Below are 26,903 nucleotides of genomic sequence, written 5' to 3'. Positions count from 1 at the left end.
GCCTTAAGTACTGATGCATAAAAATTGATAATCTTTATGTACTAATAAGAAATACGGGAGGGTTATTTAATATGATTAAAGTTGGAGTAGTAGGCTATGGAGTTATAGGACAGAGATTAGCAGATGGAGTAGCACTTCAAAAGGACATGGAGTTGATAGGTGTAGCAGACGTATCACCAACACTTGCAATAAGAGCCTTAAAGGAAAAAGGAATGCCTTACGCGTTCTATAATGGAATGCCAGAAAATACGGCTAAGTTTGAGGAGCTTGGAATTCCTGTTTCAGGCACATTAGAAGAATTAGTTCAAAAGGTTGACGTTATACTAGACGCAACAAGTGCAGGCGTAGGAGCTAAAAATAAAGAACTTTATACAAAGTATAACAAGAAAGCAATATTTCAAGGTGGAGAAAAGAACAGCGTAGCAGATGTATTCTTCCATGGTTATGCAAATTACGAAAAAGGACTTGGAAAGCAGTTCTTAAAGTTAACTTCCTGCAATACTACAGGACTTATAAGAGCAATTGACTGCTTGGATAGAGAAGTTGGAATTGAAAAGGTAGCTATTACAATTATAAGACGTGTGGCTGACCCAGGAGACTACCACAGAGGATTAACAAATGCATTGCAGGTAGATAAGGCACCAAGCCATCAAGCTTTAGACCTTATGACAATAATGCCTCATATATATGCAACAGGGATATTAGTTCATACCCCTGTAACTCATGGACATATAATTACAGTTGTTGCAACTCCTAAGGAAGAAATGACTAAGGATCAAATAGTAGCAGCCTTCTCAAAGCACCCAAGAATTAGAGTTGTTAGACTTGAAGACGGTTTCCTTGGAAATGCTTCCTTATTCAGATATGCTAGAGACCTTGGTAACCCAAGAGGAGACATGTATGAGATAGCTGTATTTGAAGAGACAATAGTTAACTCAGGAAAAGACATTATGTTTGCTATAAACATTCCACAAGAGTCAGTGACAATTCCAGAAACAATGGACGGAATTAGAGCAGTTATGGAAGCTCAAACTGACAGTCTTGAAGCAGTAGCAGAAACTAATAAGCATTTGGGGTTAGGAAAATGGATGCAAAAGTAACAAAAATAAGGTCTATGGATGAATTCAACTATGAAAATAAAACAGTAATACTTAGAGTAGATATTAACTCTCCAATAAATCCTGAGACTAAGAAAATAATGAGCGACAACAGAATTAAGAAGAGTATACCTACTATTAAGTACCTGATAGATAGGAAAGCAAAGCTAGCTATAATAGCTCACCAAGGAGATACTCTAGACTATCATAATTTGATTCCTCTAGAGGAGCATGCTGAAAAGCTTTCAAAACTGTTAAACCAAGAAGTTAAATATATCGATGATGTATGTGGACTTGCAGCACGAGAAGCTGTTAAGAGCTTAAAGCCAGGAGAAGCAATTCTCCTTGGCAATCTGAGATACTTATCAGAAGAGATATCAAGCTTCGAGGATGTAGTAAAGCTTGAGCCAAAGAATATGTTAAATACCTATCTTATAAGAAGCTTAGCTCCACTAGCTGATTACTATGTAAACGATGCCTTTGCGGCAGCACATAGAAATGCTCCTTCAATGGTAGCCTTTCAGGAAGTGCTTCCTACAGCAGGAGGACTTCTCTTAGAAAAAGAGATACAGGCTCTTGTGAAGGTTATGGAAGCACCAGATAGACCGAATGTATTTGTGCTTGGAGGACTAAAGATTTCTGACGCCTTCGGTATGATGGAGCAGGTTCTTGAGAATGGCTCTGCAGATAAGATACTTGCCTGTGGAGTTACTGGAAACATAATGCTTATGGCTAAGGGCTATGACCTTGGAGAAAAGAATGCAAAATTTATAAAGGATCGATCCCTAGAAGTATTTATTGAGCCAGCTAAGGAATATTTAAGAAAATATGGACACAGAATAACTTTTCCTGCAGATTTAGCCTTTGAAAAGGATGGGCAAAGACAGGAAATAAGTGTAGAGGAGCTTCCAGCTAATGAGATGTACTTGGATATTGGAAGCAAGACTATAGAAATATTCAAGGATGCTTTAAAGAGTGCAGGAACGATATTTGTTAACGGACCTGCAGGGGTTTATGAAAATAAACTTTTTGAAAACGGAACGAAGGAAATTTGGAACTCTATTGCAAAAGCTGAAGGCTACTCTGTAATAGGGGGCGGAGATACCGTAAGTGCAGCTCAGCACTTTATAGACACAAGCAAGATTAACTATGTATGTACAGCTGGCGGGGCTATGGTTAGATTCTTATCAGGAGTTAAGATGCCTTTGATAGAAGCTATGAAAAATGCCTACGACAGAAAACATATATAAATTAAACACGGAAGAAAGGTGATGCACTGAGAACACTGAGGGATTATAGTAAATAACTTTACTTTAGTAAAAGGTTTATTAAATATAATGTCTTCTAGGTTCAAAGTGACCTCCTATATTTCGTGTTTAAATTTTTTTCTAAGGAAATGGAGGGTTAAATTTGGAGATGAATAAAATTCAAGAGCTAAAAAAATTAGCTGCTGAAATTAGGATAGAGACTATAAGAATGATTGGTCATCTTGGTTTTGGACATATAGGCGGAGCATTATCAATCGCAGATACTTTAGCTGTTTTATACGGTGAGGTAATGAGATACGATGTTAAGAACCCTAAGTGGGCAGATAGAGACTGGTTAGTTTGCTCAAAGGGACACGGCGGTCCAGCGATTTATTCTTCATTAGCAATTAAGGGTTTCTTCCCTAAAGAAGAACTACTAACTTTAAATACGCCAGGAACACATCTTCCAAGCCACTGTGACAGAAATCTTACAACTGGAATAGATATGACAACAGGATCACTTGGACAGGGTTCCTCACTTGCAGTAGGAGTTGCTTTAGGAAACAGACTTAGTGGAAGAAACAGCTATACTTATTTGATACTTGGCGACGGAGAACTTCAAGAAGGTCAAATATGGGAAGCAGTTATGTTCTCAGCGCAGAAGAAGCTTGATAACTTGATAGCTTTTGTTGACTATAACAAGAAGCAGTTAGACGGATATACAAAAGACATAAATGACCTGGGTGATGTCAAGGCAAAATTTGAATCCTTTGGATGGCATGGCCAAGAAGTAGATGGCTCAGATGTAGAACAAATAATTAATGCTATCGAAAATGCTAAGGCAGCAAAAGGACAGCCTTCAGTAATAGTACTTCATACAGTAAAAGGAAAAGGCGCTGCCTTCGTAGAAAACGAATTATCAAACCATCATATGGTAGTATCTAAGGAGAAAGCTGAGGAAGCTATAAAGATACTTCAAGAAGAGCTGGAAAGCATGACAATTAATAATTGTCATGTGCTCCAGAGCAATGCAGAAGGGATGACAATTGATAATTGTCATGCACTATAGATGGATACAGGAGGGATGGTGTTATAAATGAATGCAAGATTAACTGAAAATAGAGTAAAAGAAGCTAAGGAAATGAGAGCTGTATACTGCGAAACATTAATGGAGCTTGCAGCTGAAAATAAAGATGTAGTTGTACTTGATGCAGACTTAATGAGCTCCATGGGAGTAGCTAAGTTTGCAAAGGAATATCCAGAGAGAACCTTCAACGTTGGTATTCAGGAAGCAAACATGATAGGAGTCGCGGCAGGACTTTCAGCAACAGGAAAAATTCCTTTTGCACATTCCTTTGGGCCCTTTGCTACAAGAAGATGCTTCGACCAGTTGTTCCTATCTATTGGTTATGCAAAGAATAATGTAAGGGTTATAGGCAGCGACCCTGGGGTTACAGCAGCCTATAACGGAGGAACTCATATGCCTTTTGAGGATATGGGTATAGTTAGAAATATACCAACTGCAACAATACTTGAACCAGTTGACTCAGTAATGCTTAAGGATATTATGAAGCAAACTGCAAAGCTTCATGGATTATTCTATATAAGACTTTTAAGAAAAAACGCAGTAAAGATTTATGAAGATGGTTCAACCTTTCAAATAGGAAAAGGTGTAACACTTAAAGAAGGGAAGGACGTAACTATTATAGCTACTGGAATTATGGTAGAAGATGCTCTAAAGGCAGCTGAAATGCTTGGAAAAGATGGAGTAAGCGCAAGAGTAGTTAACATGTTTACTATAAAGCCAATAGATACTGAACTAATAGCTAAGTGTGCCAAGGAAACAGGCGCCTTAGTAACTGTTGAAAACCATAGTGTAGTAAATGGCTTAGGCTCAGCAGTTTCAGAGGCAGTAGTAGAAAATTTTCCTGTACCAGTTGAAAGAGTGGGAGTTAAGGACAGATTTGGTCAAGTTGGACCTGTAGACTATTTAAAAGAAACCTATGGATTAACAGCTGAGGATATATGCAGCAGTGTTAAAAAAGTCCTTGCTAGAAAAAATAGCTTAAGGCTTTAGGGGGCATAACCTTGAAGGGGTGTCCCAAGTTGCCCAGTGTTTCAAGTGAAAGGGGAAATAAAGATGATTATAAGACAGAAGGAACCATTTAAAACTGGTTATACTCCTATTACCAGTCTTGATGATAAGGAAAATAAAACCCAAATGGATTTTGGAATTCTAATATTGGATAAGGGTATGGAAGAGATAAATTCTGATAATAAGGAAAGAGCATATTTGCTCATGTCCGGAGAAATAACTTTAGAATGGGGAAACAATAAGGAAACCTTTAGAAGAGATTCATATTTTGATGAAGATCCAATTTGCCTTCATTTACCTGCGGGGGAATTGGTAAAAATAACAGGCGTATCCGAGAAATCAGAAATTAACATTACAAAGACATATAATGACATCAAGTTTGAAGCAAAGCTTTATACAAATAAAGATTACAGAGTTGAGGAATTTGGTAAGGGAACAATGGGAGAAACCTCAACAAGAATTTGCAGAACTATATTTGATTTTTCTACTGCACCTTATGCAAATCTTGTAGTTGGAGAGCTAATTAATTTCCCAGGAAAATGGTCAAGTTACCCACCTCATTATCATCCACAGCCGGAGATATATTTATATAAGTTCGACCATGAGCAGGGATTTGGTTTTTCAGAATTCGGTGAGGAAGTAAACAAGGTAAAAAACAATGATGCATATATAATTGATAAGGAAGTTACACACGCTCAGGTAGCAGCTCCAGGATATGCAATGTACTATATATGGGTAATAAGAAATTTAGAAAACAACCCATTTAATGAAAGAATTTATACACCAGAGCATAAATGGCTGCTTGATAAAAACACAAAAATTTGGCCTGATAGATAATATTTGAAAGATTGGAGTGTAAGCATGAAAACTATAAGACTTACGATGGGTCAAGCACTTTTGAAGTTTCTTGATAACCAATATATTAATTTTGATGGTGAAGAAAACAAATTTGTAAAAGGCGTTTTCACGATATTTGGTCATGGAGTAGTAGTTGGTTTTGGGGAAGCTTTAGAAGGATATAAAGGTGATATTAGAGTTTACCAAGGCCGTAATGAGCAGGGAATGGCTCATGCAGCTATAGGCCATGCAAAACAAAAAAATAGAAGAGAAATAATAGCGTGTACATCTTCCATAGGGCCAGGAGCTCTTAATATGGTTACAGCAGCAGGTACAGCTACTGTTAATAGAATTCCTCTCCTGCTTTTACCTGGTGATGCATTTGCCTGCAGACAGCCAGATCCAGTGCTTCAGCAGGTTGAGCAGCCAACAAGCGCGTTAATTACTGCTAATGATGCTTTTAAAGCAGTTTCAAAGTATTGGGACAGAGTAACAAGACCAGAGCAGCTAATGTCTGCAATGATAAATGCTATGAGAGTTTTAACTGACCCGGCGGATACTGGGGCAGTTACAATCTGCCTTCCACAGGATGTTGAGGCAGAAGCTTATGATTATCCAGTAGAATTCTTTGAAAAGAGAGTTCACTATATAGAAAGAAGAATGCCAACTAAGGGTGAGGTTGAAAGAGCTGTAGAAATTATTAAGGGCAAGAAGAAGCCAATAATAATCTGCGGTGGTGGAGTAGTTTATTCTGAAGCTTCAGAAGCTTTAAGAAGCTTTGCAGAAAAATTTAACATACCATTTGCTGAAACCCAGGCAGGAAAAGGAGCAATTGAGTGGAACCACTCCTTAAACCTTGGAGGTATGGGAGTAACAGGAACAGCCGCAGCAAATATAATTGCTAGAGATGCTGACCTTGTTATAGCAGTTGGAACAAGACTATCAGACTTTACTACAACTTCAAAATGGGCTTTCCAAAATTCTGAGGTTGAAGTGCTTTCAATAAATGTAAATTCCTTCGACGCTCACAAAATGAATGCAAAGATGATTCTTGCTGATGCTAAAGAAAGCTTAAATGCTTTAGAGGCTGCACTTGGCGATTACAAATCAGCTTATACAGATGAAGTTTTAAAGGTTAAGAAGGCTTGGGATGCTGAAGTTGACAGATTGTTCAGCATTGAGCTTGAAAATGGACTTTCACAGACAAGAGTACTTGGGGAATTAGATAAGCTTATAGGAAAAGATGCTGTAGTAGTTGGTTCTTCAGGAAGCTTGCCAGGAGACCTTCAAAGAGTATGGAGACCAGAAAAATATAAGACCTATCATATGGAATATGGCTTCTCCTGCATGGGCTACGAGGTGTGTGCAGCATTAGGAGCTAAAATAGCTGAACCAAACAGAGAGGTTTACTCAATGGTTGGTGACGGAAGCTACCTAATGCTTCACTCAGAGCTTATAACAAGCATACAAGAGGGTAAGAAGATAAATGTAGTTCTTTTTGACAATACTGGCTTTGGCTGCATTTATAATCTTCAAACCTCACAAGGCATACCAGGCTTCAACACAGAATTCAGATATAGAAATGAAGAGTCTGGAAGGCTTGACGGTGCTTATATTCCAATAGACTATGCAGCAAGTGCAGCAGGCTATGGAGTTAAGACCTACAGAGTTACAACAATTGAAGAGTTAAAGGCTGCTGTTGAAGATGCGAAGAACAGCAAGGTATCAACGCTATTTGACATAAAGGTGCTTCCAGGAACGATGACTGGCGGCTACGAAAACTGGTGGAGAGTTGGAGTTCCAGAGGTTTCTGAAAAGGAAACTGTACTAGAGGCTCATGAGAAAATGTCAGCTGAAATTGCTAAAACAAAGAAGTTCTAATTAAGGGTTATGTCTAAGTGTAGTGCTGAAATTACGCAGGCGCTGTGATGCCTAGGAAAGCTTGCACTACACTTAAACATTGACAATTAAAAAGGGAGCAACAATATTTTTGCTGCTTTCCTATAAAGGAATATAGGGGGAAATATTATGTTTGATAGTGAAAAAGTAAAGTTAGGGATTGCACCAATAGCATGGACAAACGATGATATGCCAGAACTAGGAGGAGAAAACACCTTCGAGCAGTGCGTTAGTGAAATGGCTTTAGCTGGCTTCACAGGCAGCGAGGTTGGAAATAAATATCCTAGAGATACAATAGTGCTTAAAAAAGCACTTGAGCTTAGAGGAATAAACATAGCAAGTGCATGGTTCAGCTCATTCTTAACTACAAAGCCATTAGAAGAAATTGTTGAAGCTTTCATAAAGCACAGAGATTTCCTGCATGAAATGGGAGCTAAGGTTATAGTAGTTTCTGAACAGGGGCACAGTGTTCAAGGGCAAATGGATACTCCAGTATTTGAAGGCAAGCCTCACTTTACTGAAGGAGAGTGGATAAAGCTTGCTAGAGGCCTTGAAGAATTAGGAAGACTTGCTGCAGAAAAGGAAATGAAGATAGTTTACCATCATCATATGGGCACTGGAGTTCAAACAACTGAAGAAGTTGATAAGCTAATGTCCATGACTGATGAAAGCTTAGTATATTTATTATTTGATTCAGGGCACTTTACCTTCTCAGGAGAAAATCCAGAAGAAATTCTTAGAAAATATGTTAACAGAATTAAGCACGTACACCTTAAGGATATAAGAAAAGAAGTGCTTGATAGAGTTAGAGAAGAAAAGCTAAGCTTCTTAAAGGGAGTTAAGCTTGGAGTATTTACAATACCTGGTGATGGAATGATTAATTTTGAACCGTTATTTAAAGTATTGGATGAAAACAATTATGAAGGCTGGTTTGTTGTTGAGGCAGAGCAAGATCCAGCACTGGCAAATCCATTAGAGTATGCTATAAAAGCTAGAAAATATATAAAAGAAAAAACGGGATTATAGGATGGGGGATATTACTATGAACAAGAAAGTAAGAGTAGGTGTCATTGGAGCAGGTAGAATAGGAAAGATTCATGCTGAAAATATTGCGAAGCGATTAGGTGCACAGGCTGAGCTTGTTGCTGTAGCAGATGTGTTTTTAAATGACAGCATAAAGGAATGGGCAAAGTCTTTAGGTGTAGAAAATGTATATGATGATTATAAAAAAATTATAGATGATCCAACAATAGATGCAGTAATAATTTGTTCTTCAACAAATACACACTCAATAATATCTGTTGAGGCTGCTAATTCAGGCAAGCATATTTTCTGTGAAAAGCCAATAGACTATGATTTGGAAAAAATAAAGGAAGCTTTGGACACAGTTGCAAAGGCTGGAGTTAAGTTCCAAGTTGGCTTTAACAGACGTTTTGACCATAACTTTAAGAAGGTTAGGGAATTGGTTAAAGACGGAAAGGTTGGAGACGTCCATATAGTTAAAGTTACTGCAAGAGACCCACAGCCTCCAACTCCAGAATATGCAAAGGTGTCTGGTGGAATGTTCCTTGATATGACTATACATGATTTTGATATGGTTAGATATTTAAGCGACAGTGAGGTTGAAGAAGTTTACACAAATGCTGCAGTACTTGTTGATCCAGCTATAGGAGAAGCAGGAGACGTAGACACAGCATTGATTTCCTTAAAATTTAAGAATGGAGCAATTGGTATCATAGATAACAGCAGAAAAGCTGCTTATGGCTATGACCAAAGAGTTGAAGTGTTTGGCTCCAAGGGTTCTGCAGAAGCAGCAAATGACAGACCATCAACAGTTGTATTAAGCACACAAGACGGAGTACAATCCGACAAGCCATTATATTTCTTTCTAGAGAGATATATGGAATCCTTTGCTGAAGAAATGAAGGAATTTTTCAATGCAATAATTAATGACACAGATACAGTTGTTTCTGGAATAGATGGATTAAAGCCAGTGCTGCTTGGAATGGCTGCTAAGAAGTCTTACCTTGAAAGCAGACCAGTTAAGATGTCAGAATTTGAAGTTTAGCCAAATGAGATACGGTAGGTAGAAGCTTTTATCTACCGTAACTTTTTAGTTTCTAAAGGAGGCTTGTTATGGAATACAGTTTAGGTTTTGCTAAGACATCAATGAAGGTTAGCATAGAGGGTAAAAATTTACTTAATGTACTTCATGCAAACGAGGTTCAAATAGAGCTCACTGGTCCTGCAGAAGTTAAAAGAGCTATAGAAAATCCAATAGGCTCTGACAGACTCTATAAAATAGTTAAGCCAGGAGAGAAAATAGCCATAATAACCAGCGATATAACTAGGCCAATGCCAAGCAAGGTAGTGCTTCCGGTAGTGCTTGAGGAACTTTATAAAGCAGGGATAAAAGATGAGGATATAACTATTGTGTTTGCTTTAGGCAGTCATAGAAAGCATTCTGAAAAAGAAAAACAGTACTTGATTGGAGAGGAAATCTACAGCAGAATAAGCTGTATAGACAGTGATGTAAAGGATTTTGTTCACTTTGGCTATACTGAAAATAAAACGCCTATAGATATTTTTACTCCAGTAGCAAAAGCCGATAGAAGAATTTGTCTCGGAAATATTGAATACCACTATTTTGCTGGCTACAGTGGAGGAGCTAAGGCGATAATGCCTGGAGTTTCTACAAGGGAAGCTATACAGGCAAATCATAGCAGAATGGTTGAAGATGCTGCGTATGCAGGAAATTTAACAACTAATCCAGTAAGAAAGGATATAGAGGACACAATAAAGCTTGTACCAATAGATTTTATAGTTAATGTTGTACTTAATGAGAAAAAAGAAATCATAAAAGCTGTTGCAGGTCACTATATCGAGGCTCATAGAGAGGGCTGCCGGTTCCTGGATGGATTTTATAAGATTCCTATTAAGGATAAGGCTGATATAGTCATTTCTTCAATAGGAGGCTACCCTAAGGATTTAAACCTCTACCAAGCTCAAAAAGCCTTGGACAATGCCAAACATGCAGTTAAGAATGGTGGAATTATAATTCTTGTTGCTTCCTGTAAGGAGGGCCTTGGAGAAGATGTGTTTGAAAAGTGGCTCCTAGAAGCTGAAAAGCCAGAAGACTTGGTACAAAAAATAAAGACAAATTTTGTTTTAGGAGGACACAAGGCTGCAGCTATTGCAATGGTACTTGAAAATGCAAGAGTATTTCTAGTTTCAGAGTTAGAGCCTGAGTTTGTAAGAAATATTTTCCTTGAGCCCTTCAGCAATGTGCAGAGAGCTTTAGATAGCGCTTACGAGGCTTTAGGTGAAGACGCTAAGGTTATTTTAATTCCACACGGAGGTTCCATCTTGCCAGTGTTAAAAAAATAAAAAAGCAACTTTTAGGGAAGGACTTATGGAGTTAGAGTCCTTCTCTGTTTTTATAGTAATATTTTCTGCTTAATAGAATAAATATTAAACAAGAGAGATTATAAATAAGGATATATAGAATATTCTAAATATTAGTAAATTTATTTTTTAACAATGAAGGTATTTTTAAACAAATATAGAAATAAGTATAGTGAAATAGTTAAACGGTTTCATTATAAAAACAACAAGAAAGGGGTTTACTTTTGAAGTAAGAATTTAAGGGGGCTAAAGAAATATGCAAAATTATAATTCTTCATTAGCTGCAGAAAAAAAGATGGTAAAGAAACCAGGTAGGGCAAAGAGAGGGTTTTTTAAAACTGTAGAACCATATATATATATTTTGCCTTGTATACTAATATTTGCGGCTTTTACTTTTTATCCTTTTATTAAAACTATCTATCTAAGCTTAAATGCTACTAACCCTCAAGGGCAAGTAAGCTATTTTGTTGGCTTGGAAAACTACACTAATCAATTTAAGGATCCATCCTTTAGAAACAGTCTTATGGTTACAGTGAAATTTGCAATAATGACAGTATTCCCATCTATGTTTATAGGCTTTATTGCAGCGGTATTGGGAAATACAAAGATAAAGGGAATTGGAATATTTAGAACTCTATATGCTCTTCCATTAGCTATATCTGCTGCTGCAGCATCAATTGTATGGATGTTTCTTTTTCATCCAAGTATAGGAATCATAAACTATCTGTTAAAAAGTGAAATAGGCTGGCTGACAGATCCAAGCTGGGGGCTTTTATCAGTTGTTATTGTAACTGTTTGGATGAACATAGGCATTAACTTTGTATTTATGATAGGAGGGCTTCAAAGTATATCTCATGATTTGTATGAAAGTGCTGCAATAGATGGAGCGGGAATTATTAGAAAGCATTGGTCAATAACCATACCATCCTTAGGACCAACGTTATTTTTCTTATTAATTATAAATATTATTAATACCTTCCAAGCTTTTGGTCAAATTAAAATCATGACTTCAGGCGGACCAGGAGAAGCTACTAATGCATTAGTATTCTCAATTTATAGAGAAGCCTTCTTCAACAATAGATTTGGAGTGGCAAGTGCGCAGTCTATAGTATTATTTGTAATATTACTAATACTTACATTACTTCAATTTAAGCTGGAAAAGAAGGTGAATTATTAGTGAATGAAGGAAAAGTAAAAAAAGAGTTTTCAAAAATACTTGTTTATGTTGTAAACATAGCTATAGGTATTTTAATTGTATCACCAATTATTTATGCTGTGCTAGTAAGTTTAATGGCCCCAGATCAGGTTTTTGAATATCCGCCCAAACTGATACCTAGGGGGTTACACTGGGAAAACTATAAAGATGCTCTTAGAACAGCACCAATACTGAAGTTTATAGTTAACAGTTTAATGATGGCATCTGCAATAACTATAGGACAAATTATAACTGGAGGACTTGCGGCTTATGCCTTCTCCTTCATGGAATTCAAAGGTAAGAAAGTTCTTTTTATAGCAATACTTTCTACAATGATGATTCCAGGACAGTCAATAATTATAGCAAACTATCTTACTATAAGTTCTCTAGGCTGGATTGATACCTTTAGAGCGTTAATAATACCACATTTAACCTCAGCTCTATCAGTGTTTTTATTGAGGCAAGCCTTTCTAGTACTTCCTCGTGAATTAAGAGAGGCTGCAGTTATGGATGGATGTGGAAACTTTAAATTCTTAATCAGTATAGCTATTCCTTTAACTAAACCAGCAATAGGTTCCTTAGGTATTTATGCTTTTTTAAATGCTTGGAATATGTATCTATGGCCTCTTCTAGTTACAAATAGGGATAGCATGAGAACTGTACAAATAGGGATGAGCATGCTTCAAAATGTTGACTCTCAAGCCTTTGGGCCGCTGATGGCAGGGATAACAATGATTCTTCTGCCATCTATATTAGCCTTCGTTTTAGGACAAAAGCAACTTATAGAAGGTCTTACTGCAGGCTCTGTTAAGAGTTGATTATGATATAAAAAGCTTAGTGCTGCAGCAAATTTTAACCTAAGATTTTATGCAGCATTAGGATTTTATATAAACATATAAGTATAAGGGGGAAAATAAATGAATATCAAAAAAATTACATCAATACTGCTTGCAGCCTCTATGCTAGTTGGTGCAGCAGGTTGTTCGAAGCCAAACAATGGCTCACAGCAAACCAGTGGTTCTAAAAAGACTGTGGAGCTTACTTTATGGCATGCCATGGGTGGGGTAAATGGTGAGGCAGTAAAGTATATAGTAGACGAATTCAACAAGAAACAAACTGACATACATGTTACTGCTCAATTTCAAGGAACCTATGATGATGCTATAAACAAGTTGAAGAGCTCTATGACAGGAAAAGCAGGTCCAGATATAGCACAGATATATGATATAGGTTCAAGATACATGGTTGACAGCGGTTGGGTTGTTCCAATGCAAAAGTTTATCGATGAGGACAAGAAATTTAGTAAAGACGATATAGAGCCAACGTTATTAGGTTATTATACTGTTGACAACAAGCTCCAATCGATGCCGTTCAACTCTTCAACGCCAATACTATACTATAATAAAACTGCATTTAAGGCTGCTGGCTTAGATCCAAATAAGCCGCCAAAGAACTTTCAGGAAATAGCTGAATACAGCCAAAAACTTGTTAAGAAAGATGGTTCAGGCAAGGTTTCTCAATATGGTTTTTCCATGGCTATATATGGTTGGTTCTTTGAGCAGCTATTAGCAAAGCAAGGTGCTATGTATGCTAATAATGCAAATGGAAGAACTCAAAAGGCTACTGCTGTTGAGTGGGATAAGAGTGAAGCAGGAATGAATATTCTTAAAGAATGGAAAAAGCTTGTTGACTCTGGAAGCGTTGGAAACTTTGGAAGAAAGACAGATGATACTAAGAATGCCTTTACAGCAGGAAGAACTGCAATGATTCTTGAATCAACTGCAGCTCTTGGCGGATTAGTTAAAGGTGCAGGCGACAGATTTGAAATAGGTACAGCTTATCTGCCAGCTTTAGGTACCGAAAATCCAAATGGTGGAGTTATAATAGGCGGAGGCTCTTTATATGCTCTTAACAACGGCGATGAAACAAGACAAAAGGCAGCTTGGGAATTCATAAAATTTGCAGTTTCTCCAGAACAGCAGGCAACTTGGTCTAAGACTACAGGGTACTTCCCAGTAAATAAGAAGGCCTATGATTTGGATGTTATGAAGAAGCATCTTGAAACAGCTCCACAATTTAAAACAGCTATAGATCAGCTTCACAATACAAAGGTTAACGAAGCTACAAGAGGCGGTTTAATAGGAGTATTCCCAGAAGCAAGAGCTACAATAGAAACAGAAATAGAAAATATGCTGCAAAATAAGCAAACCCCGGAGCAAGCTATTCAGAACGCAGCTAAAAAGGTTAATGATGCTATAACCAACTATAATAAAACAAATACTAAATAATTAAATAAATAGGATACCGGGTGATTTTCCCGGTATTTTATCTTGTAAGAAATTTAGAATAGGAGATGAAATTATGTCATTAAATTATGCACACAGGGGAGCAAGCGGTTATTACCCAGAAAATACCATGTTAGCTTTTCAAAAGGCTGTAGAAATGGGCTGTGAAGGAATTGAGACAGATGTACAGCTTACTAAGGATGGAGTACTTGTACTTTGTCATGATGAGCTGGTGGATAGAACTACAGATGGCAAGGGACTTATATCTGAAATTAATTATAAGGATATTGAAAAACTTGATGCAGCAAAGCTTTGGGGTGGAAGATTTAAAGATGTAAAAATTCCAACTCTCGAAGAGCTTTTAGGCTATGTTAAGAATAAAGACATAGTTGTTAATCTAGAGCTTAAAAACAGCATAATAGATTATAAAAACCTTGAGAAGCTTGTTATCGATATGATTGATAAATATAACTTAAAGGAGAAAGTGATAATATCTTCCTTTAATCATTATTCTATACTTAGATGTAAGGCTATTGACTGCACACTTAAGCTAGGACTTTTGTATAGCTGCCGTATTTTCCAGCCTGGTAAATATGCAAGTGAGCTCGGTGTAAGTGCTGTTCATCCGTTATTTTATAGTTTGGATGAAACTACTGTAAGGGAAATAAAGGAGCACAAGCTAGCTATCAATACTTATACTGTAAATGATGAAAAATACATGCGTGAACTTATTAAGTTAGGTATTGATGGAATAATAACAAATTATCCAGACAAACTTAAAAAAGTTCTTGAAGAACAAAGGTAGATAGTTTTAATTGTTAAAAAGTTCATTATTTAATGATGAAGTATTATGAATCTTTCTATTGATTATAATGTGGTAGCATATAAGTGTAACAAAGACAATATATAAAAATAGGAGTAATGGGAGGGGAGTAAAGGTGATAACAGCAATTACAGTAGCGGCAATAATATTAGCATATGGGTTTACAATTTTAAATGGAATACATGATGGCTGTAATGTTATAGCTACAATCATTGCATCAAGATCAATGCCGCCAAGGCGCGCCATAATTATTGCTTGTGCTGCAGAGCTTATTGGTCCGCTTTTTGTTGGAACTGCGGTAGCTGCAACTATAGGGAAAGGTGTTATAAAATTTAACTATATCAATGCTTCGGGAAATATAGTATCCGTTGTAACAATTTTAGCTGCCTTGGTAGGGGCAATTTGCTGGAACCTGCTAACCTGGAAGCTTGGGATTCCATCAAGCTCCTCCCATGCGTTAATAGGAGGGCTTTTAGGAGCGGGAATTGCCGGATTTGGATTAGCTGCTATAGACTGGCACAGCCTTATCTTCAAGGTTATTTTAATAATGTTTGCTTCACCTTTGATAGGTTTTGGAATAGGCTATATATTTATGAAGCTGAGCATTGGCATATTCAAAAATTTTAATCCAAAGATAAATAACTTTTTTAAACATATACAGGTTCTAAGCATGATATTCTTAGGTACCAGTCACGGCTCCAGTGATGGTCAAAAAGCGGCTGGAATAATTACTTTGCTTATGGTGGTAGGGGGTATGACTCAGGAGTTCGTAGTCTCAAAATGGATACTTTTAAGCAGTACTTTTGCTCTCGTATTTGGAATTTCATTGGGAGGCTGGAGCATTATAAAAACAGTTGGAACTGGAATTTATAAGGTAAAGCCGCTGCATTCCTTTAATGTTCAGCTATCCTCTGCATTTGTAATATTTACTTCAAATATGCTTGGGGCACCAGTAAGTACAACACAAATTGTAAGCTCCTCAGTGATGGGAATAGGCTCAGCTGAGAGAATAAATGCAGTGAAATGGATAAGGGTAAAGAATATTGTATTATCATGGTTTATAACTATACCAGCTGCAGGAATTGCGTCTATGGGCATTTTTTATATTTTAAAATTAATCTTGATTTGATATAGAGGGGGAAGATAGATGGTAAGACTATTTAATAATGTTAACAATCTAGAGAGAGACTTTTATAAGCTATTATCTGCACAGTCAGAAAAGACCTTGGAGGGAATTAAACAACTTAAGCTTTATATGAAAACAGGACTTGATGAAGATGGAGAAAAGCTTGTTATCTACGAAAAAGAAGGAGATGAGCTCAGAAGAATACTTATAGATGAACTCAATAAAACCTTTATTACACCCTTTGAAAGAGAAGACATTTTTATTCTCTCAAGGTCAATTGATGATATGCTTGACTATAGTAGAAGCACTTATGAGGAAATGCAAATACTTGGCCTTCAGCCTACAGACGAAACAAGAAGCATGGTAGGTCTTATACTGGAGGCTTCAGAAGATATAAATTATTCAATTGTATATTTAAAAAATAATCCGAGAGTTTCAGCTGAACATGCTGTAACTGCAAAAAAAGTCGAGAATAAGATTGAAACAGAATATAGAAAGTGCCTCGTTAAGCTTTTAGAAAATGATGATGTGAAATATATTTTAAAGATGAGAGAAGTCTATAGGCATCTTAGCAACTTAGCTGATAAGATAGATTACGCTGCTGATGTAATCGGTCACATAGTTGTTAAGATGGGGTAATATGAATAGTTAAGTAATTTATTTGGTGGGGGGAAATATGGTTAACATACATTACGACACTTTTATAATGGGGCACATATCAATAGATGAAATAATATATGAAGGGACTTATGAGAAAAGTATTGGAGGAGCAGTAATATATTCCTCCTATGCTGCTAAAGCAGGAGGCAGTAAGGTAGGAGTGCTGACAAAGGTTGCTGAGGAGCATATTGATTTATTAAGAAATTTTAATGTTTCTAAAGCTGACATTTACTCTACTGGTTCAAAGGGCACAACCTCTATAAGGAATGAATATTTATCTAAGGATAAGGAACGAAGAATATGTACTGCGCTTTCGATTGCAGAGCCTTTCACTATGGAAGACTTGCCAGATATAGACTCAAAAATATACCATTTTGCAGGTTTAATTGCCGGCGAATTCAAAGAAAACATGATTGAAGCTTTATCAACCAGAGGCTTAGTGGCACTAGATGTTCAAGGGTTTTTAAGAAATGCTGAAAATGGAAAAATGGTATTTAGAGACTGGAGTAATAAAAAGAAATACCTTCCACATATAGATTTTTTAAAAACCGATGCGGCTGAAGCAGAAATAATGACGGGGTGTCAAGATAGAAGAGAAGCAGCGAGAGTTTTATATGGCTATGGGGCAAAGGAAATCATGATTACTCATAATACCGAGGTGTTAGTATATAACGGTAAGAATTATTATACAGCTCCACTTAAGCCAAGAAACCTTTCAGGCAGAACTGGAAGAGGAGATACCTGCTTTAGTGCTTATATAACTGAAAGGTTGAAGGAAGGCATTGAAAAAGCTTTGATATACGCTGCAGCTCTGGTATCGGCTAAGATGGAGACCCCAGGGCCTTTTAAGGGCACTAGAAAAGATATTGAGGAGTATATAAAGCAGTTTTATTAATAAGTTTTAAAATATTGAGAGGGAAACCTCTCATTTATTTTCCTATTGAAGAGGAAATTTTAATTCTTTATCAGGTATATATGAGTATTAAATTAATATACTTTAATAAGGAATAATTGATGGTCTTCAAATAGTTAAAAATGAAAGGTAAAGTTGGGGGTGCGTAAAAGAGTAGATATTTCAAGGCACGAATGAAACCGGTTACAAATATTGAAAATAGTAAATTTTAAGGGGGATTAGAAAATGAAAAAAAGATCAGCTTTAATTGCAGGCATAATATCTATAATTACAGTTTCTATGTTAGCTGGCTGCAGCAAGCCCCAGTCGTCGAGTAACAACAATGCTTCAACAGCAGGTAGCGATAGCAAGACATTAACTATGTATTGTTCTTTTCCTGATTCTGAATATCCTACATACACAAATGCCTTTGAAAAGGCTACTGGAATTAAGGTTAATGTAGTTAGATTATCAGCAGGTGAAGTTTTTGCAAAGCTCCAGGCAGAGAAGAATAATCCTAAGGCAAGCTTATGGTATGGCGGACCTAATGATACTTTTATAGCAGCAGTGAAAGAAGGATTATTGGAAAAATATGAGTCAAAGGAACTGACAAATATACCAGCCAATTTTAAAGATAAAGATAACAACTGGAGTCCAGTGTATGTTGGAGCTCTAGGCTTTGCTGTAAATAAGAATTGGTTCCAAAAGAATAACTTGAAGTATCCAGAAACTTGGGACGATTTATTGAAACCAGAATTTAAAGGTCAAATATCTATAGCTCACCCAAGCTCTTCGGGAACCTCTTATACAGCTTTAGCTACTTTAATTCAAATGAAGGGTGAAGATCAAGGAATGGAGTATTTTAAAAAGCTTAATGCTAATATAAGACAATATACTAAATCAGGATCTGCACCTGCACAACAGGTTGGGCTTGGTGAGGCAGCTATTGGCATTGCTCATTCCCATGATTGCTTAAAGCCAACAGCAGAAGGTTATCCAGTTGAAGTGGTGTTTCCAAAAGATGGAACAGGTTATGAAATTGGTGCAGTGGCTCTTATAAAAGGCGGACCAAAAGATGAGGTAAATAATGCAAAGAAATTCATTGACTGGTCGCTTAGCAAGGAAGCTCAAGAGTTATATGAAACTTCAAAATCCTTTAGGCTTCCTGTAAACAAGAATGCAACTCCTCCAAAGGGAGCGATAAAGCTTGAAAATATTAAAGTTATTGACTACAAGTTTGAATGGGCTGGAGACAATAGAAAAAAACTTGTTGAAACCTTTACACAGAAAATTGCTGATGCAAACAATCTAAAATAAAAAGTTAAATATTTTAGTTTGACAGTTTAATGTCAAACTAAAATGTTTTAAGAAAGGAGGACAAACAGTTGGATGGGAAAATAAAAAGAAACACAGGGGTAAGTAATTTAATAATGATATTTAAGGAACCAGTATTGCTTTTGACAATTCTAAGCATATTTGCAGCTATTTTTATATTTGTCTTATTTCCGTTATTCAAGGTTCTAGTTTTAAGCTTTACTACTAATGAAGGGGAATTTAGCTTGCAGACCTTTTGGGACATAGTAAGTAAGGTAAGCTTTAGAAAGACATTTATGAATAGCATGAAGCTTGGAGTTATAACAGCAGCTTTAGCAAGCATTATTGGATATATATTTGCTTATGCTATCACTAGGACAAACATACCTTTTAAAGGCTTTTTTAAGATGATAGCCACGCTGCCAATAATATCACCTCCCTTCGTACTTTCGCTTTCAATGATTTTTCTGTTTGGAAGAATGGGTGTTATAACAAACAAACTATTTGGTATAGATGATTTTAATATATATGGCTTGAATAGCCTGATAGTTATTCAAGTAATGTCCTTTTTTCCTATTGCTTATTTGACTCTCACAGGAATACTTGAAGCTATTGACCCTGCAGTTGAGGATGCTGCTTTAAATCTTGGAGCATCAAGATGGCAGATATTTAGGTCGGTAACACTTCCACTATCTATGCCGGGCATAGTAAGTGCAGTGCTTTTAGTTTTTATCCAATCCCTAGAAGATTTCAGCAATCCTGCCGTTATTGGAGGAAACTATTCGACCTTAGCGGTGGAGGCTTACAGGGTTATTACTGGCATGTACGAATTAAAGAGTGGAGCAGTTCTTGCTATATTGTTACTTCTTCCAACGCTTATAGCTTACCTTCTGCAAAAATATTGGATAAGCGGAAAATCCTTTGTAACTGTCACAGGAAAGCCTTCACAACACAGACCTAAGATAAGTGAAAAGCATATAGTTATTCCGTTATTTATAGTTTGCCTGATGCTTACAGGAATCATTATATTGTTCTATGGTACAGTTCTTTTTGGAGCCTTTGTAAAAGTATGGGGGATTAACAATACCATAACGTTAGACCATTTTAGATACGTATTTTCTTTAGGATGGGAGCCTCTAAAAAATTCTATTTTTATAGCAGCAATAGTAACACCTGTAACAGGAATATTAGGTATGATAATAGCCTATCTGGTTATAAGAAAAGAATTTATAGGAAAGCATTTTATGGAGTTCTCCTCAATGCTTACCTTTGCATTGCCAGGCACAGTAGTAGGTATAGGGTACATACTGGCCTTCAATGACAAGCCGTTTTTGCTTACGGGAACACTAGCAATATTAGTAATTGCTTTGACATTTAGAAATATGCCCGTTGGAATAGAAGCAGGAACCTCTGCGCTTCAACAGATAGATAAATCTATTGAAGAAGCATCAACTAACTTAGGGGCTAGTAGCTTTGAAACCTTTAGAAAAATAACGCTTCCTCTAATAAAGCAAGCATTTTTCTCGGGTTTAGTATTTGCCTTTGTGCGTTCAATGACAGCTGTAAGTTCAATAATATTCTTAATTTCAGCAAAATGGAATCTGGCAACTGCTAAAATATTTTCATTGTTTGAAGTGAGCAAGTTCAGTGATGCTGCCGCCTATATAATAATTATGATTACAGTAATTATGACAGCTATAGGAGTATTAAACTTGTTAGTAGCTAAGCTTGGACGGAAACATAAGGAATACCAGGGAGGATAAATAGATGGAAAGAAAAATTATTACAGATAGAACCTTTAGTTCAAGAAGTACAAGTGTAAAGCTTAAAGAGCTTGTGAAAAAATTTAAAACCTTTGATGGTTCATCAGAATTTATAGCAGTCAATAATATATCTTTAGAAATAAAGCAGGGACAGCTGACAACTCTATTAGGTCCTTCGGGCTGCGGAAAAACTACTACCCTTAGAATGGTAGCGGGCTTTGAGTTTCCAACCTCGGGAGATATACTTTTAGGAGAGCAGTCTGTAGTTAATGTTCCTCCAAATAAAAGAGACATAGCAATGATGTTCCAAAGCTATGCTTTATTCCCCCATCTTACTATTTATGAAAATATAGCCTATGGTCTAAAAATCAAAAAGCTTTCCAAGGAGGAAATTAAGAAGAGAACTGATACAGTAATCGACTTAATGCAGCTTAGAGGAATGGAGTCAAGGTATCCTGCTCAGGTATCCGGCGGTCAGCAGCAGAGAATAGCGTTAGCTAGAGCCGTTGTTATTGAACCAAAGGTGCTTCTTTTTGATGAACCTTTATCAAATTTAGATGCAAAGCTTAGAGAATATATGAGAGATGAGTTAAGAAAGCTCCAACAAAGACTTGGTATAACAAGCATATATGTAACTCACGATCAGTCTGAAGCAATGGCAATATCAGATAATGTAGTAATTATGAACAATGGAAACATTGTTCAAAGCGGACCACCAAGAGAAATATATGAGCATCCAAACTCAAAATTTGTTGCTAATTTTATGGGCAAGTCTAACTTTATTGAAGGAGTAGTAGCTGGAGTAGAAGGCCGTGAAATTATTGTTAGGGTTGGCGACAACCCTATAAGACTGCCAAATCCGGGAAAGATTTTATTTAAATCAGGAGAAAGAACTGTAATGGTTATAAGACCTGAAGCTATTTCTCTTTCCAAGAGTAAGGAAGTAATAAATGGAATTATTACAAGAGCAACCTATTATGGAGCAAAGGCTGAGTACGAGGTAAAGATAAATGATAATATTCTTGTTGTAGAAAATACAAATCCGCAGATTACCGGTATGTTTGACGAGGGAAACAACGTGGGCATACAGCTACAGCTTGATTGCATAAGACTTATTCCAGCACATGAAGAGTAGGTGAATTGAATGGACTATAAGCTGATTGTGTCTGACTTGGATGGAACACTTTTAGATAGTAATAGAAAAATTTCACAAAGAACGAAGGCTTTAATAAAGCGGTTTACTGAAAAAGGTGGAGTTTTTACCTTTGCAACAGGAAGAATGGAAGCATCTGTAGAAAAATATTTAGATTATCTGGAGGTTTTAAATCCAGTAATTATTTATAATGGTGCTAAAATAGTTGATATAAAAAACAACATAATCTTATATGAAGATTTACTTGACGTTGAGTTGGCTAAAAATGCATTAAAGCTATCTGAAAGCTATGACTGGGATGTGCTCTTATATGAAAATAAGAAAATATATGTGAGTAAAATAACTCCCGTTATAGAAGAGTACATGCTAAAGGATGGAGTCTGCTGTGAAGCTGTAGGCAGTCTTTATGACTTTTTAAAAGGCAGACCAACAAAGATACTTATAATTGGAAGTCCGGATTATTTCCTGCCCTATATTGAAAGACTGAAACAAAAAAGTAATAGCCCTATTAATTATGTAGTTTCTGAGTACAACTATTTAGAAATATTGCCTAGTAGTTCTTCTAAAGGAAATGCTTTAAGGGAGCTTGCTAAAAAATTACGTATTCCAATAGAGCAGACTATAGCTATAGGAGATAACTTAAATGACATCTCTATGATAAAGGCTGCAGGAGTTGGAGTAGCAGTTCAGAATGCACATGATAATGTTAAGGAAGCTGCTGATTGTATTACAAAAACAAATGATGAAGATGGAGTTGCAGAGGTAATTAATAAGGTTATTAGTGAAACAGCATAAAAAAACATCACTTAGAATGTTATAGCATTTTAAGTGATGTTTTTTTGTTTTTCAGATCAATTAAACACAAAATATTTATTTTGAATCTTTTTCAAAAAGTTCATTATTATATGTAGAAGTTTTATAAATTTTTAATAAAGTTCCTATATGTTAATATTAAAATAAATCAAACAAAATTCGGTTTTAGTCCTTAGGATATATAGAAGATATTTTAATAAAATACTACATTAGAAGAGTGCATAATATCAGTGCTTGGAGAAAGCTCAATAGAAGAACAATATTTTATAGTAGTTGTATAAAACAGCTAAAGTTTTAAATTATAGAGTGAAGGGGTATATCTGCAATGGATATGAACAATAAAATCTTTTTTACTATTGATAAGCTATCAAAGGAAATACAAGATTTAGAAGCCTTTAGATATTTAAATAGAAATATAATAAATCAGTTTTATTGCAGTGAACATGAGGAAACTTCAAAATATCCTCCTAATAATCAGGAGTGGAGCATACGCTCATTAGGAGAGCATTGGAAAGGACGAGATAAATATCTGTGGGTTAAGATACCATATAATTACTCAGTGGAAAACAAAAACAACAAGCTTATTTTGTTTGTAGATTTTGGATTTACAGATGGGTGGCATAACTCAGGCTTCGAGTCTTTGTGTTTTATAGATGGTGCACCTTTTCAAGGAGTAGATCAAAATCACAAGGAGATTATTCTTCCTCAAAATTTGAATGGATGCCAAACAGACATCTATTTAAAACTATGGTCTGGTCTAGAGGGAGGCGGTAAGCCTCGCGAAATAGAACATGCTTTTAAGCAGCTCTTTGCAGCTGAAATGGTTAAGGTAGATAAATTTTATTATTTGGCTAAGACTTCTATTGAAGCAATTAAAGTACTGCCAGAGGATGATGCAAATAAGCTTGAACTTATTAGCATACTTCAAGGAGCTTTCAATTTGATAGATTGGACACTGCAGGATTATAGGGATGAATTTTACAATAGCTTGCACAATGCTTATGAAAGTTTGCAAACAGAATTAGATAAGCTTGAAAAGAAATCCTTAGTTTGTATCTCAGCAGTAGGCCATACTCACATTGATATAGCATGGCTTTGGAGATTAAAACACACAAGAGAAAAGTGTGCAAGATCCTTTTCAACAGTTTTAAGATATATGGACTTATATCCAGACTATACCTTTGTACAAAGTCAGCCTCAGCTATATGAATTCATAAAGGTTGACTATCCGCAGTTGTATGAAAGAATAAAGGAAAAGATTGCTGAAGGCAGATGGGAACCTAATGGGGGAATGTGGGTTGAGGCAGATTGCAATGTGACTAGCGGAGAGAGCCTTGTTAGGCAAATTTTATTTGGAAAGAGATTTTTTAAGAAAGAATTTAATATTGAAAGTGATATATTATGGCTACCAGACGTTTTCGGATACTCATGGACACTGCCACAAATACTTATAAAGTCTGGCATTAAAACCTTTATTACTTCTAAAATCAGTTGGAACAAATACAACAAGATGCCATATGATACATTTTACTGGAGAGGTATGGATGGCAGTGAAATATTAACACATTTTATTGACACTCCAGAACTTCAGGAGTTTCAGCAGGATTGGCAGTCAAAGCATCATTCTACTTATAACGGACATATTACACCCTTCACAATTAAAAGCACCTGGGAAAGATATACAAACAAGGAAGTGTACAAAGGACAGATAGTTCCTTTTGGATATGGCGACGGTGGCGGCGGTGTGGATAGAAATATGCTTGAAACCTATGAGGCTCTGCAGGCAATTCCTGGATTGCCTAAGGTTAAACAAGAAAAAGTATCTGAATTTGCTAATAAGCTTCATAAAGCCTTCGATAATACAGGTAAATATGTTCAGGTTTGGGACGGAGAGCTCTATCTTGAGTATCATAGAGGTACCTATACTTCGCAAGGCTATGTTAAGAAAAAGAATAGAGAGCTGGAAAATAAGTATAGGTTTGCTGAAATGTTATCTGTGTTAAATGCTATAGAAAAAAATAATTTTAGCCCATATGAACAAGAAACTTTAAATGATGGCTGGAAAATTATACTCCGAAATCAGTTTCATGACATCATACCTGGAAGCTCTATAACAGAGGTTTACGAGGATGCTAGAGAAGAGTATAAGGAAGCAGACACACTTGCAGAGGATATAATAACTAGTACTATCAGTAGCTTAGCCTTAGAGGCTGAAGGTTATTATACAGTTTTTAATCCATTAAGCTTCGATAGAACTGACCTAGTAATAATAAGTTTAGACAGAGAAGCGGCTTTTTATGAACTGGATGGAACAGAACTAGAGTCTCAAAAAACAGAGGAAGGATATATTATAAAAATTAACAATGTGCCTTCTCTAGGATATAAAACAATAAAAATTGGTGATAAGGGTACAAAAAAAGGAAATGATATATTCAGCTTTAAGAACAATACTATTGAAACACCTTTCTATACAGTTGTTTTTAATAAGGGCAATATTGACTCCATTTATGATAAGGAAAACGAAAGAGAGATTTTGGCTGGAACTAGCAATATTCTTGAAGTTTATGAGGATAGACCTCTTAATTTTGATGCTTGGGATATTGATATCTTTTATAACAACAAAGTTCATTATTTAGATGAATTAATATCTCTTGAGCTTAAGGAAATAAACAGCATAAGGCTTGTTGTTAATGCAAAATGGAAGTATAAGAAGTCCTTAATAGAACAGGATATTATTTTTTTCAGACACACAAGAAGAATCGACTTTAAAACTAAAGCAGACTGGCATGAGCATCAGCAGCTTTTAAAGGTAGGTTTTACAGTTGAGGCTAGAGCCACAAAGGCCACTTATGATATACAGTTTGGAAACATCGAAAGAACAACTCATTGGAATACCAGCTGGGATTTAGCAAAGTTTGAGGTTGTAGGACATAAATGGGCAGATGTTTCAGAAGGCGACTATGGTGTTGCACTGCTCAATAATTGCAAATATGGCTATGATGTCAAAAATAACCAAATGAGATTAACTTTAATAAAGTCAGCAATTCATCCTGACCCTAATGCTGATCAAGGTGAGCATTTATTCACATACTCACTGCTTCCTCATAAAGGCGATTTTAGACATTCTGAGGTAGAGAAGGAAGGATTGAAGCTAAATGATGAATTAAAAGCTTTTAAAGGCATGCTTAATACCAAAATTGATAGCATGCTGTCATTAAATACTGATAATGTTATTATTGATGCAGTTAAAAAAGCTGAAGATGATGATGCAATTATAGTTAGGCTTCATGAATATAAAGGTTGCCGCTCTATGGTGAAGTTAAGTGGTAAATTTAATTTTAACTCATGGCAGGAAGTAAATTTAATGGAAGAACCTTTATCAGAACTTAGAGAGTCTAATATACAGTTTATTATTAAACCTTATGAAATCAAAACTATATTCATTAAGTTATTTTAAGATAAAGCCTCTGTTGATGGTTATATGTGAAGAGGCTCTGAGATTATTAGGAGGTAAAAATGCTGAAAGTATTAACCTTAAATATGCATTCTTATTTTGAACCTAGAACTTATTGGGCTTTTTACAAACTTGCAAAAGATATAGCCTATAATAATTATGATATCGTCTGCTTACAGGAGGTTAATCAACTTAGATATACAAGCATAATTTTTGACAAGGTTAGAATCGATAATGCGGCTTATGTGATAAAGTTGATACTTCAAGAAGAATTCAACTTAAACTATAATTTGTTTTGGGATAAAGCTAAAACTCTGGACGGACTAATTGAAGAAGGGGTTGCAATTTTAACACCTCATAAAATACTGGAGAGAGAAAGCAGGTATGTGTCTGACTTAACTGCTGATGAGGAGTGGCGATGCAGAAAAAATGTATATGGTTGCATTGAAAAGGATGGAGTAAGCTACAATGTTTTTTCAGTTCACTTTGCTTGGGAATATGATGGTAAGGAAAGATTTGAAAACCAATTTGCGAGGTTTCTGGATTGGATGAAGGATAAAGATGAGAACTTAATAGTTGCTGGAGATTTCAATATTGACTATAAATCAGAGGCTTATAAGCTGATGGAACAAACCAATTGGAAGGATGTTTCTAGAGCAACTAACAAGGAGCATTTAGCAACAGCCTTTGATGAAAATGGCGAAGGAATACATATAGACTATGTATTTACTAACATAATTGGGGCATATGAATACACCCTTAAATTCGATGGAAATAATGAATCATCGATTTCAGACCATAGGGGAATATATGCGCTTATTAAATAACGTTTGTAGACAGGATTA

The 26,903-nt window shown here is 36.0% G+C and carries 22 protein-coding genes; all 22 read left to right on the top strand.

The window, feature by feature from the left end:
- Window positions 1-71 precede the first annotated feature (71 nt).
- The 22 genes from NBE98_RS20910 to NBE98_RS20805 all read left to right on the top strand — a co-directional run bounded on the left by NBE98_RS20910 (window position 72) and on the right by NBE98_RS20805 (window position 26,885).
- Window positions 72-1,100: a type II glyceraldehyde-3-phosphate dehydrogenase gene (locus NBE98_RS20910; RefSeq protein ID WP_250816938.1), complete on the top strand. Its 1,029-nt coding sequence runs from the start codon at window positions 72-74 to the stop codon at window positions 1,098-1,100.
- Window positions 1,085-2,347 carry a phosphoglycerate kinase gene (locus tag NBE98_RS20905; RefSeq protein WP_250816937.1) on the top strand — a complete coding sequence of 421 codons (1,263 nt, stop codon included), beginning with the start codon at window positions 1,085-1,087 and terminating at the stop codon, window positions 2,345-2,347. The genes NBE98_RS20910 and NBE98_RS20905 overlap by 16 nt, the downstream gene beginning before the upstream one ends.
- Before the next feature lie 166 nt (window positions 2,348-2,513).
- A complete protein-coding gene (locus tag NBE98_RS20900; protein ID WP_250817649.1) occupies window positions 2,514-3,413 on the top strand; it encodes a transketolase in 900 nt (299 codons plus the stop codon).
- Window positions 3,414-3,440: 27 nt separating this feature from the next.
- Window positions 3,441-4,421 carry a transketolase family protein gene (locus NBE98_RS20895; RefSeq protein ID WP_250816936.1) on the top strand — a complete coding sequence of 327 codons (981 nt, stop codon included), beginning with the start codon at window positions 3,441-3,443 and terminating at the stop codon, window positions 4,419-4,421.
- A 63-nt stretch (window positions 4,422-4,484) separates the two neighbouring features.
- Window positions 4,485-5,276, top strand: coding sequence for a 5-deoxy-glucuronate isomerase (locus NBE98_RS20890; RefSeq protein ID WP_250816935.1), 792 nt, complete (start codon window positions 4,485-4,487; stop codon window positions 5,274-5,276).
- Between the two features lie 24 nt (window positions 5,277-5,300).
- Complete coding sequence (gene iolD / locus NBE98_RS20885; RefSeq protein ID WP_250816934.1) at window positions 5,301-7,157, top strand: 3D-(3,5/4)-trihydroxycyclohexane-1,2-dione acylhydrolase (decyclizing); 1,857 nt, start codon at window positions 5,301-5,303, stop codon at window positions 7,155-7,157.
- A gap of 147 nt (window positions 7,158-7,304) precedes the next feature.
- A complete protein-coding gene (gene iolE, locus NBE98_RS20880) occupies window positions 7,305-8,201 on the top strand; it encodes a myo-inosose-2 dehydratase (protein ID WP_250816933.1) in 897 nt (298 codons plus the stop codon).
- A 16-nt stretch (window positions 8,202-8,217) separates the two neighbouring features.
- Window positions 8,218-9,243, top strand: coding sequence for an inositol 2-dehydrogenase (gene iolG, locus NBE98_RS20875; protein ID WP_250816932.1), 1,026 nt, complete (start codon window positions 8,218-8,220; stop codon window positions 9,241-9,243).
- A 68-nt stretch (window positions 9,244-9,311) separates the two neighbouring features.
- Complete coding sequence (larAH6, locus tag NBE98_RS20870; protein WP_250816931.1) at window positions 9,312-10,562, top strand: nickel-dependent malate racemase, LarAH6 family; 1,251 nt, start codon at window positions 9,312-9,314, stop codon at window positions 10,560-10,562.
- Window positions 10,563-10,836: 274 nt separating this feature from the next.
- A complete protein-coding gene (locus tag NBE98_RS20865) occupies window positions 10,837-11,757 on the top strand; it encodes a carbohydrate ABC transporter permease (RefSeq protein ID WP_349305966.1) in 921 nt (306 codons plus the stop codon).
- The gene (locus NBE98_RS20860) at window positions 11,757-12,593 is read left to right on the top strand and encodes a carbohydrate ABC transporter permease (protein ID WP_250816930.1); all 837 of its coding nucleotides are present in this window, start codon (window positions 11,757-11,759) and stop codon (window positions 12,591-12,593) included. Before NBE98_RS20865 ends, NBE98_RS20860 begins: the two co-directional genes overlap by 1 nt.
- A gap of 99 nt (window positions 12,594-12,692) precedes the next feature.
- Window positions 12,693-14,063, top strand: coding sequence for an ABC transporter substrate-binding protein (locus NBE98_RS20855; protein WP_250816929.1), 1,371 nt, complete (start codon window positions 12,693-12,695; stop codon window positions 14,061-14,063).
- A gap of 73 nt (window positions 14,064-14,136) precedes the next feature.
- Window positions 14,137-14,865 carry a glycerophosphodiester phosphodiesterase gene (locus tag NBE98_RS20850; protein WP_250816928.1) on the top strand — a complete coding sequence of 243 codons (729 nt, stop codon included), beginning with the start codon at window positions 14,137-14,139 and terminating at the stop codon, window positions 14,863-14,865.
- A gap of 133 nt (window positions 14,866-14,998) precedes the next feature.
- Entirely contained in the window at window positions 14,999-16,012 is a 1,014-nt protein-coding gene (locus tag NBE98_RS22555) for an inorganic phosphate transporter (RefSeq protein WP_250816927.1), read from the top strand.
- 18 nt (window positions 16,013-16,030) lie between these two features.
- Window positions 16,031-16,648, top strand: coding sequence for a DUF47 domain-containing protein (locus tag NBE98_RS20840; RefSeq protein ID WP_250816926.1), 618 nt, complete (start codon window positions 16,031-16,033; stop codon window positions 16,646-16,648).
- Window positions 16,649-16,685: 37 nt separating this feature from the next.
- Complete coding sequence (locus NBE98_RS20835) at window positions 16,686-17,564, top strand: PfkB family carbohydrate kinase (protein ID WP_250816925.1); 879 nt, start codon at window positions 16,686-16,688, stop codon at window positions 17,562-17,564.
- 243 nt (window positions 17,565-17,807) lie between these two features.
- Complete coding sequence (locus NBE98_RS20830; protein WP_250816924.1) at window positions 17,808-18,878, top strand: ABC transporter substrate-binding protein; 1,071 nt, start codon at window positions 17,808-17,810, stop codon at window positions 18,876-18,878.
- A gap of 68 nt (window positions 18,879-18,946) precedes the next feature.
- Window positions 18,947-20,638 (top strand): ABC transporter permease, encoded by a 1,692-nt coding sequence (locus NBE98_RS20825; protein WP_250816923.1) that lies wholly within the window; start codon window positions 18,947-18,949, stop codon window positions 20,636-20,638.
- Between the two features lie 4 nt (window positions 20,639-20,642).
- The gene (locus tag NBE98_RS20820; RefSeq protein ID WP_250816922.1) at window positions 20,643-21,773 is read left to right on the top strand and encodes an ABC transporter ATP-binding protein; all 1,131 of its coding nucleotides are present in this window, start codon (window positions 20,643-20,645) and stop codon (window positions 21,771-21,773) included.
- Between the two features lie 9 nt (window positions 21,774-21,782).
- Window positions 21,783-22,586: a Cof-type HAD-IIB family hydrolase gene (locus NBE98_RS20815; RefSeq protein WP_250816921.1), complete on the top strand. Its 804-nt coding sequence runs from the start codon at window positions 21,783-21,785 to the stop codon at window positions 22,584-22,586.
- 343 nt (window positions 22,587-22,929) lie between these two features.
- Window positions 22,930-26,061, top strand: a complete 3,132-nt coding sequence (locus NBE98_RS20810) for an alpha-mannosidase (protein ID WP_250816920.1) — start codon at window positions 22,930-22,932, stop codon at window positions 26,059-26,061.
- Between the two features lie 59 nt (window positions 26,062-26,120).
- Window positions 26,121-26,885 (top strand): endonuclease/exonuclease/phosphatase family protein, encoded by a 765-nt coding sequence (locus NBE98_RS20805; RefSeq protein WP_250816919.1) that lies wholly within the window; start codon window positions 26,121-26,123, stop codon window positions 26,883-26,885.
- Window positions 26,886-26,903 lie beyond the last annotated feature (18 nt).

The organism is Clostridium swellfunianum, assembly GCF_023656515.1.
Lineage (GTDB): Bacteria > Bacillota > Clostridia > Clostridiales > Clostridiaceae > Clostridium_AT > Clostridium_AT swellfunianum.
Note: the sequence above shows the minus strand (reverse complement) of the source record. Positions and strands in the feature narration are given on the sequence as shown.

Excerpts from the sequence above, each read along its gene's own strand:
- NBE98_RS20865 (WP_349305966.1), top strand. The coding sequence starts at position 10,837 with ATGCAAAATTATAATTCTTCATTAGCTGCAGAAAAAAAGATGGTAAAG.
- NBE98_RS20815 (WP_250816921.1), top strand. The coding sequence starts at position 21,783 with ATGGACTATAAGCTGATTGTGTCTGACTTGGATGGAACACTTTTAGAT.
- NBE98_RS20850 (WP_250816928.1), top strand. The coding sequence starts at position 14,137 with ATGTCATTAAATTATGCACACAGGGGAGCAAGCGGTTATTACCCAGAA.
- NBE98_RS20910 (WP_250816938.1), top strand. The coding sequence starts at position 72 with ATGATTAAAGTTGGAGTAGTAGGCTATGGAGTTATAGGACAGAGATTA.
- NBE98_RS20810 (WP_250816920.1), top strand. The coding sequence starts at position 22,930 with ATGGATATGAACAATAAAATCTTTTTTACTATTGATAAGCTATCAAAG.
- NBE98_RS20805 (WP_250816919.1), top strand. The coding sequence starts at position 26,121 with ATGCTGAAAGTATTAACCTTAAATATGCATTCTTATTTTGAACCTAGA.
- iolG (WP_250816932.1), top strand. The coding sequence starts at position 8,218 with ATGAACAAGAAAGTAAGAGTAGGTGTCATTGGAGCAGGTAGAATAGGA.
- NBE98_RS20840 (WP_250816926.1), top strand. The coding sequence starts at position 16,031 with ATGGTAAGACTATTTAATAATGTTAACAATCTAGAGAGAGACTTTTAT.
- iolE (WP_250816933.1), top strand. The coding sequence starts at position 7,305 with ATGTTTGATAGTGAAAAAGTAAAGTTAGGGATTGCACCAATAGCATGG.
- NBE98_RS20855 (WP_250816929.1), top strand. The coding sequence starts at position 12,693 with ATGAATATCAAAAAAATTACATCAATACTGCTTGCAGCCTCTATGCTA.
- NBE98_RS20835 (WP_250816925.1), top strand. The coding sequence starts at position 16,686 with ATGGTTAACATACATTACGACACTTTTATAATGGGGCACATATCAATA.
- NBE98_RS20890 (WP_250816935.1), top strand. The coding sequence starts at position 4,485 with ATGATTATAAGACAGAAGGAACCATTTAAAACTGGTTATACTCCTATT.
- iolD (WP_250816934.1), top strand. The coding sequence starts at position 5,301 with ATGAAAACTATAAGACTTACGATGGGTCAAGCACTTTTGAAGTTTCTT.
- NBE98_RS20905 (WP_250816937.1), top strand. The coding sequence starts at position 1,085 with ATGGATGCAAAAGTAACAAAAATAAGGTCTATGGATGAATTCAACTAT.
- NBE98_RS20900 (WP_250817649.1), top strand. The coding sequence starts at position 2,514 with ATGAATAAAATTCAAGAGCTAAAAAAATTAGCTGCTGAAATTAGGATA.
- NBE98_RS20895 (WP_250816936.1), top strand. The coding sequence starts at position 3,441 with ATGAATGCAAGATTAACTGAAAATAGAGTAAAAGAAGCTAAGGAAATG.
- NBE98_RS20830 (WP_250816924.1), top strand. The coding sequence starts at position 17,808 with ATGAAAAAAAGATCAGCTTTAATTGCAGGCATAATATCTATAATTACA.
- NBE98_RS20820 (WP_250816922.1), top strand. The coding sequence starts at position 20,643 with ATGGAAAGAAAAATTATTACAGATAGAACCTTTAGTTCAAGAAGTACA.
- larAH6 (WP_250816931.1), top strand. The coding sequence starts at position 9,312 with ATGGAATACAGTTTAGGTTTTGCTAAGACATCAATGAAGGTTAGCATA.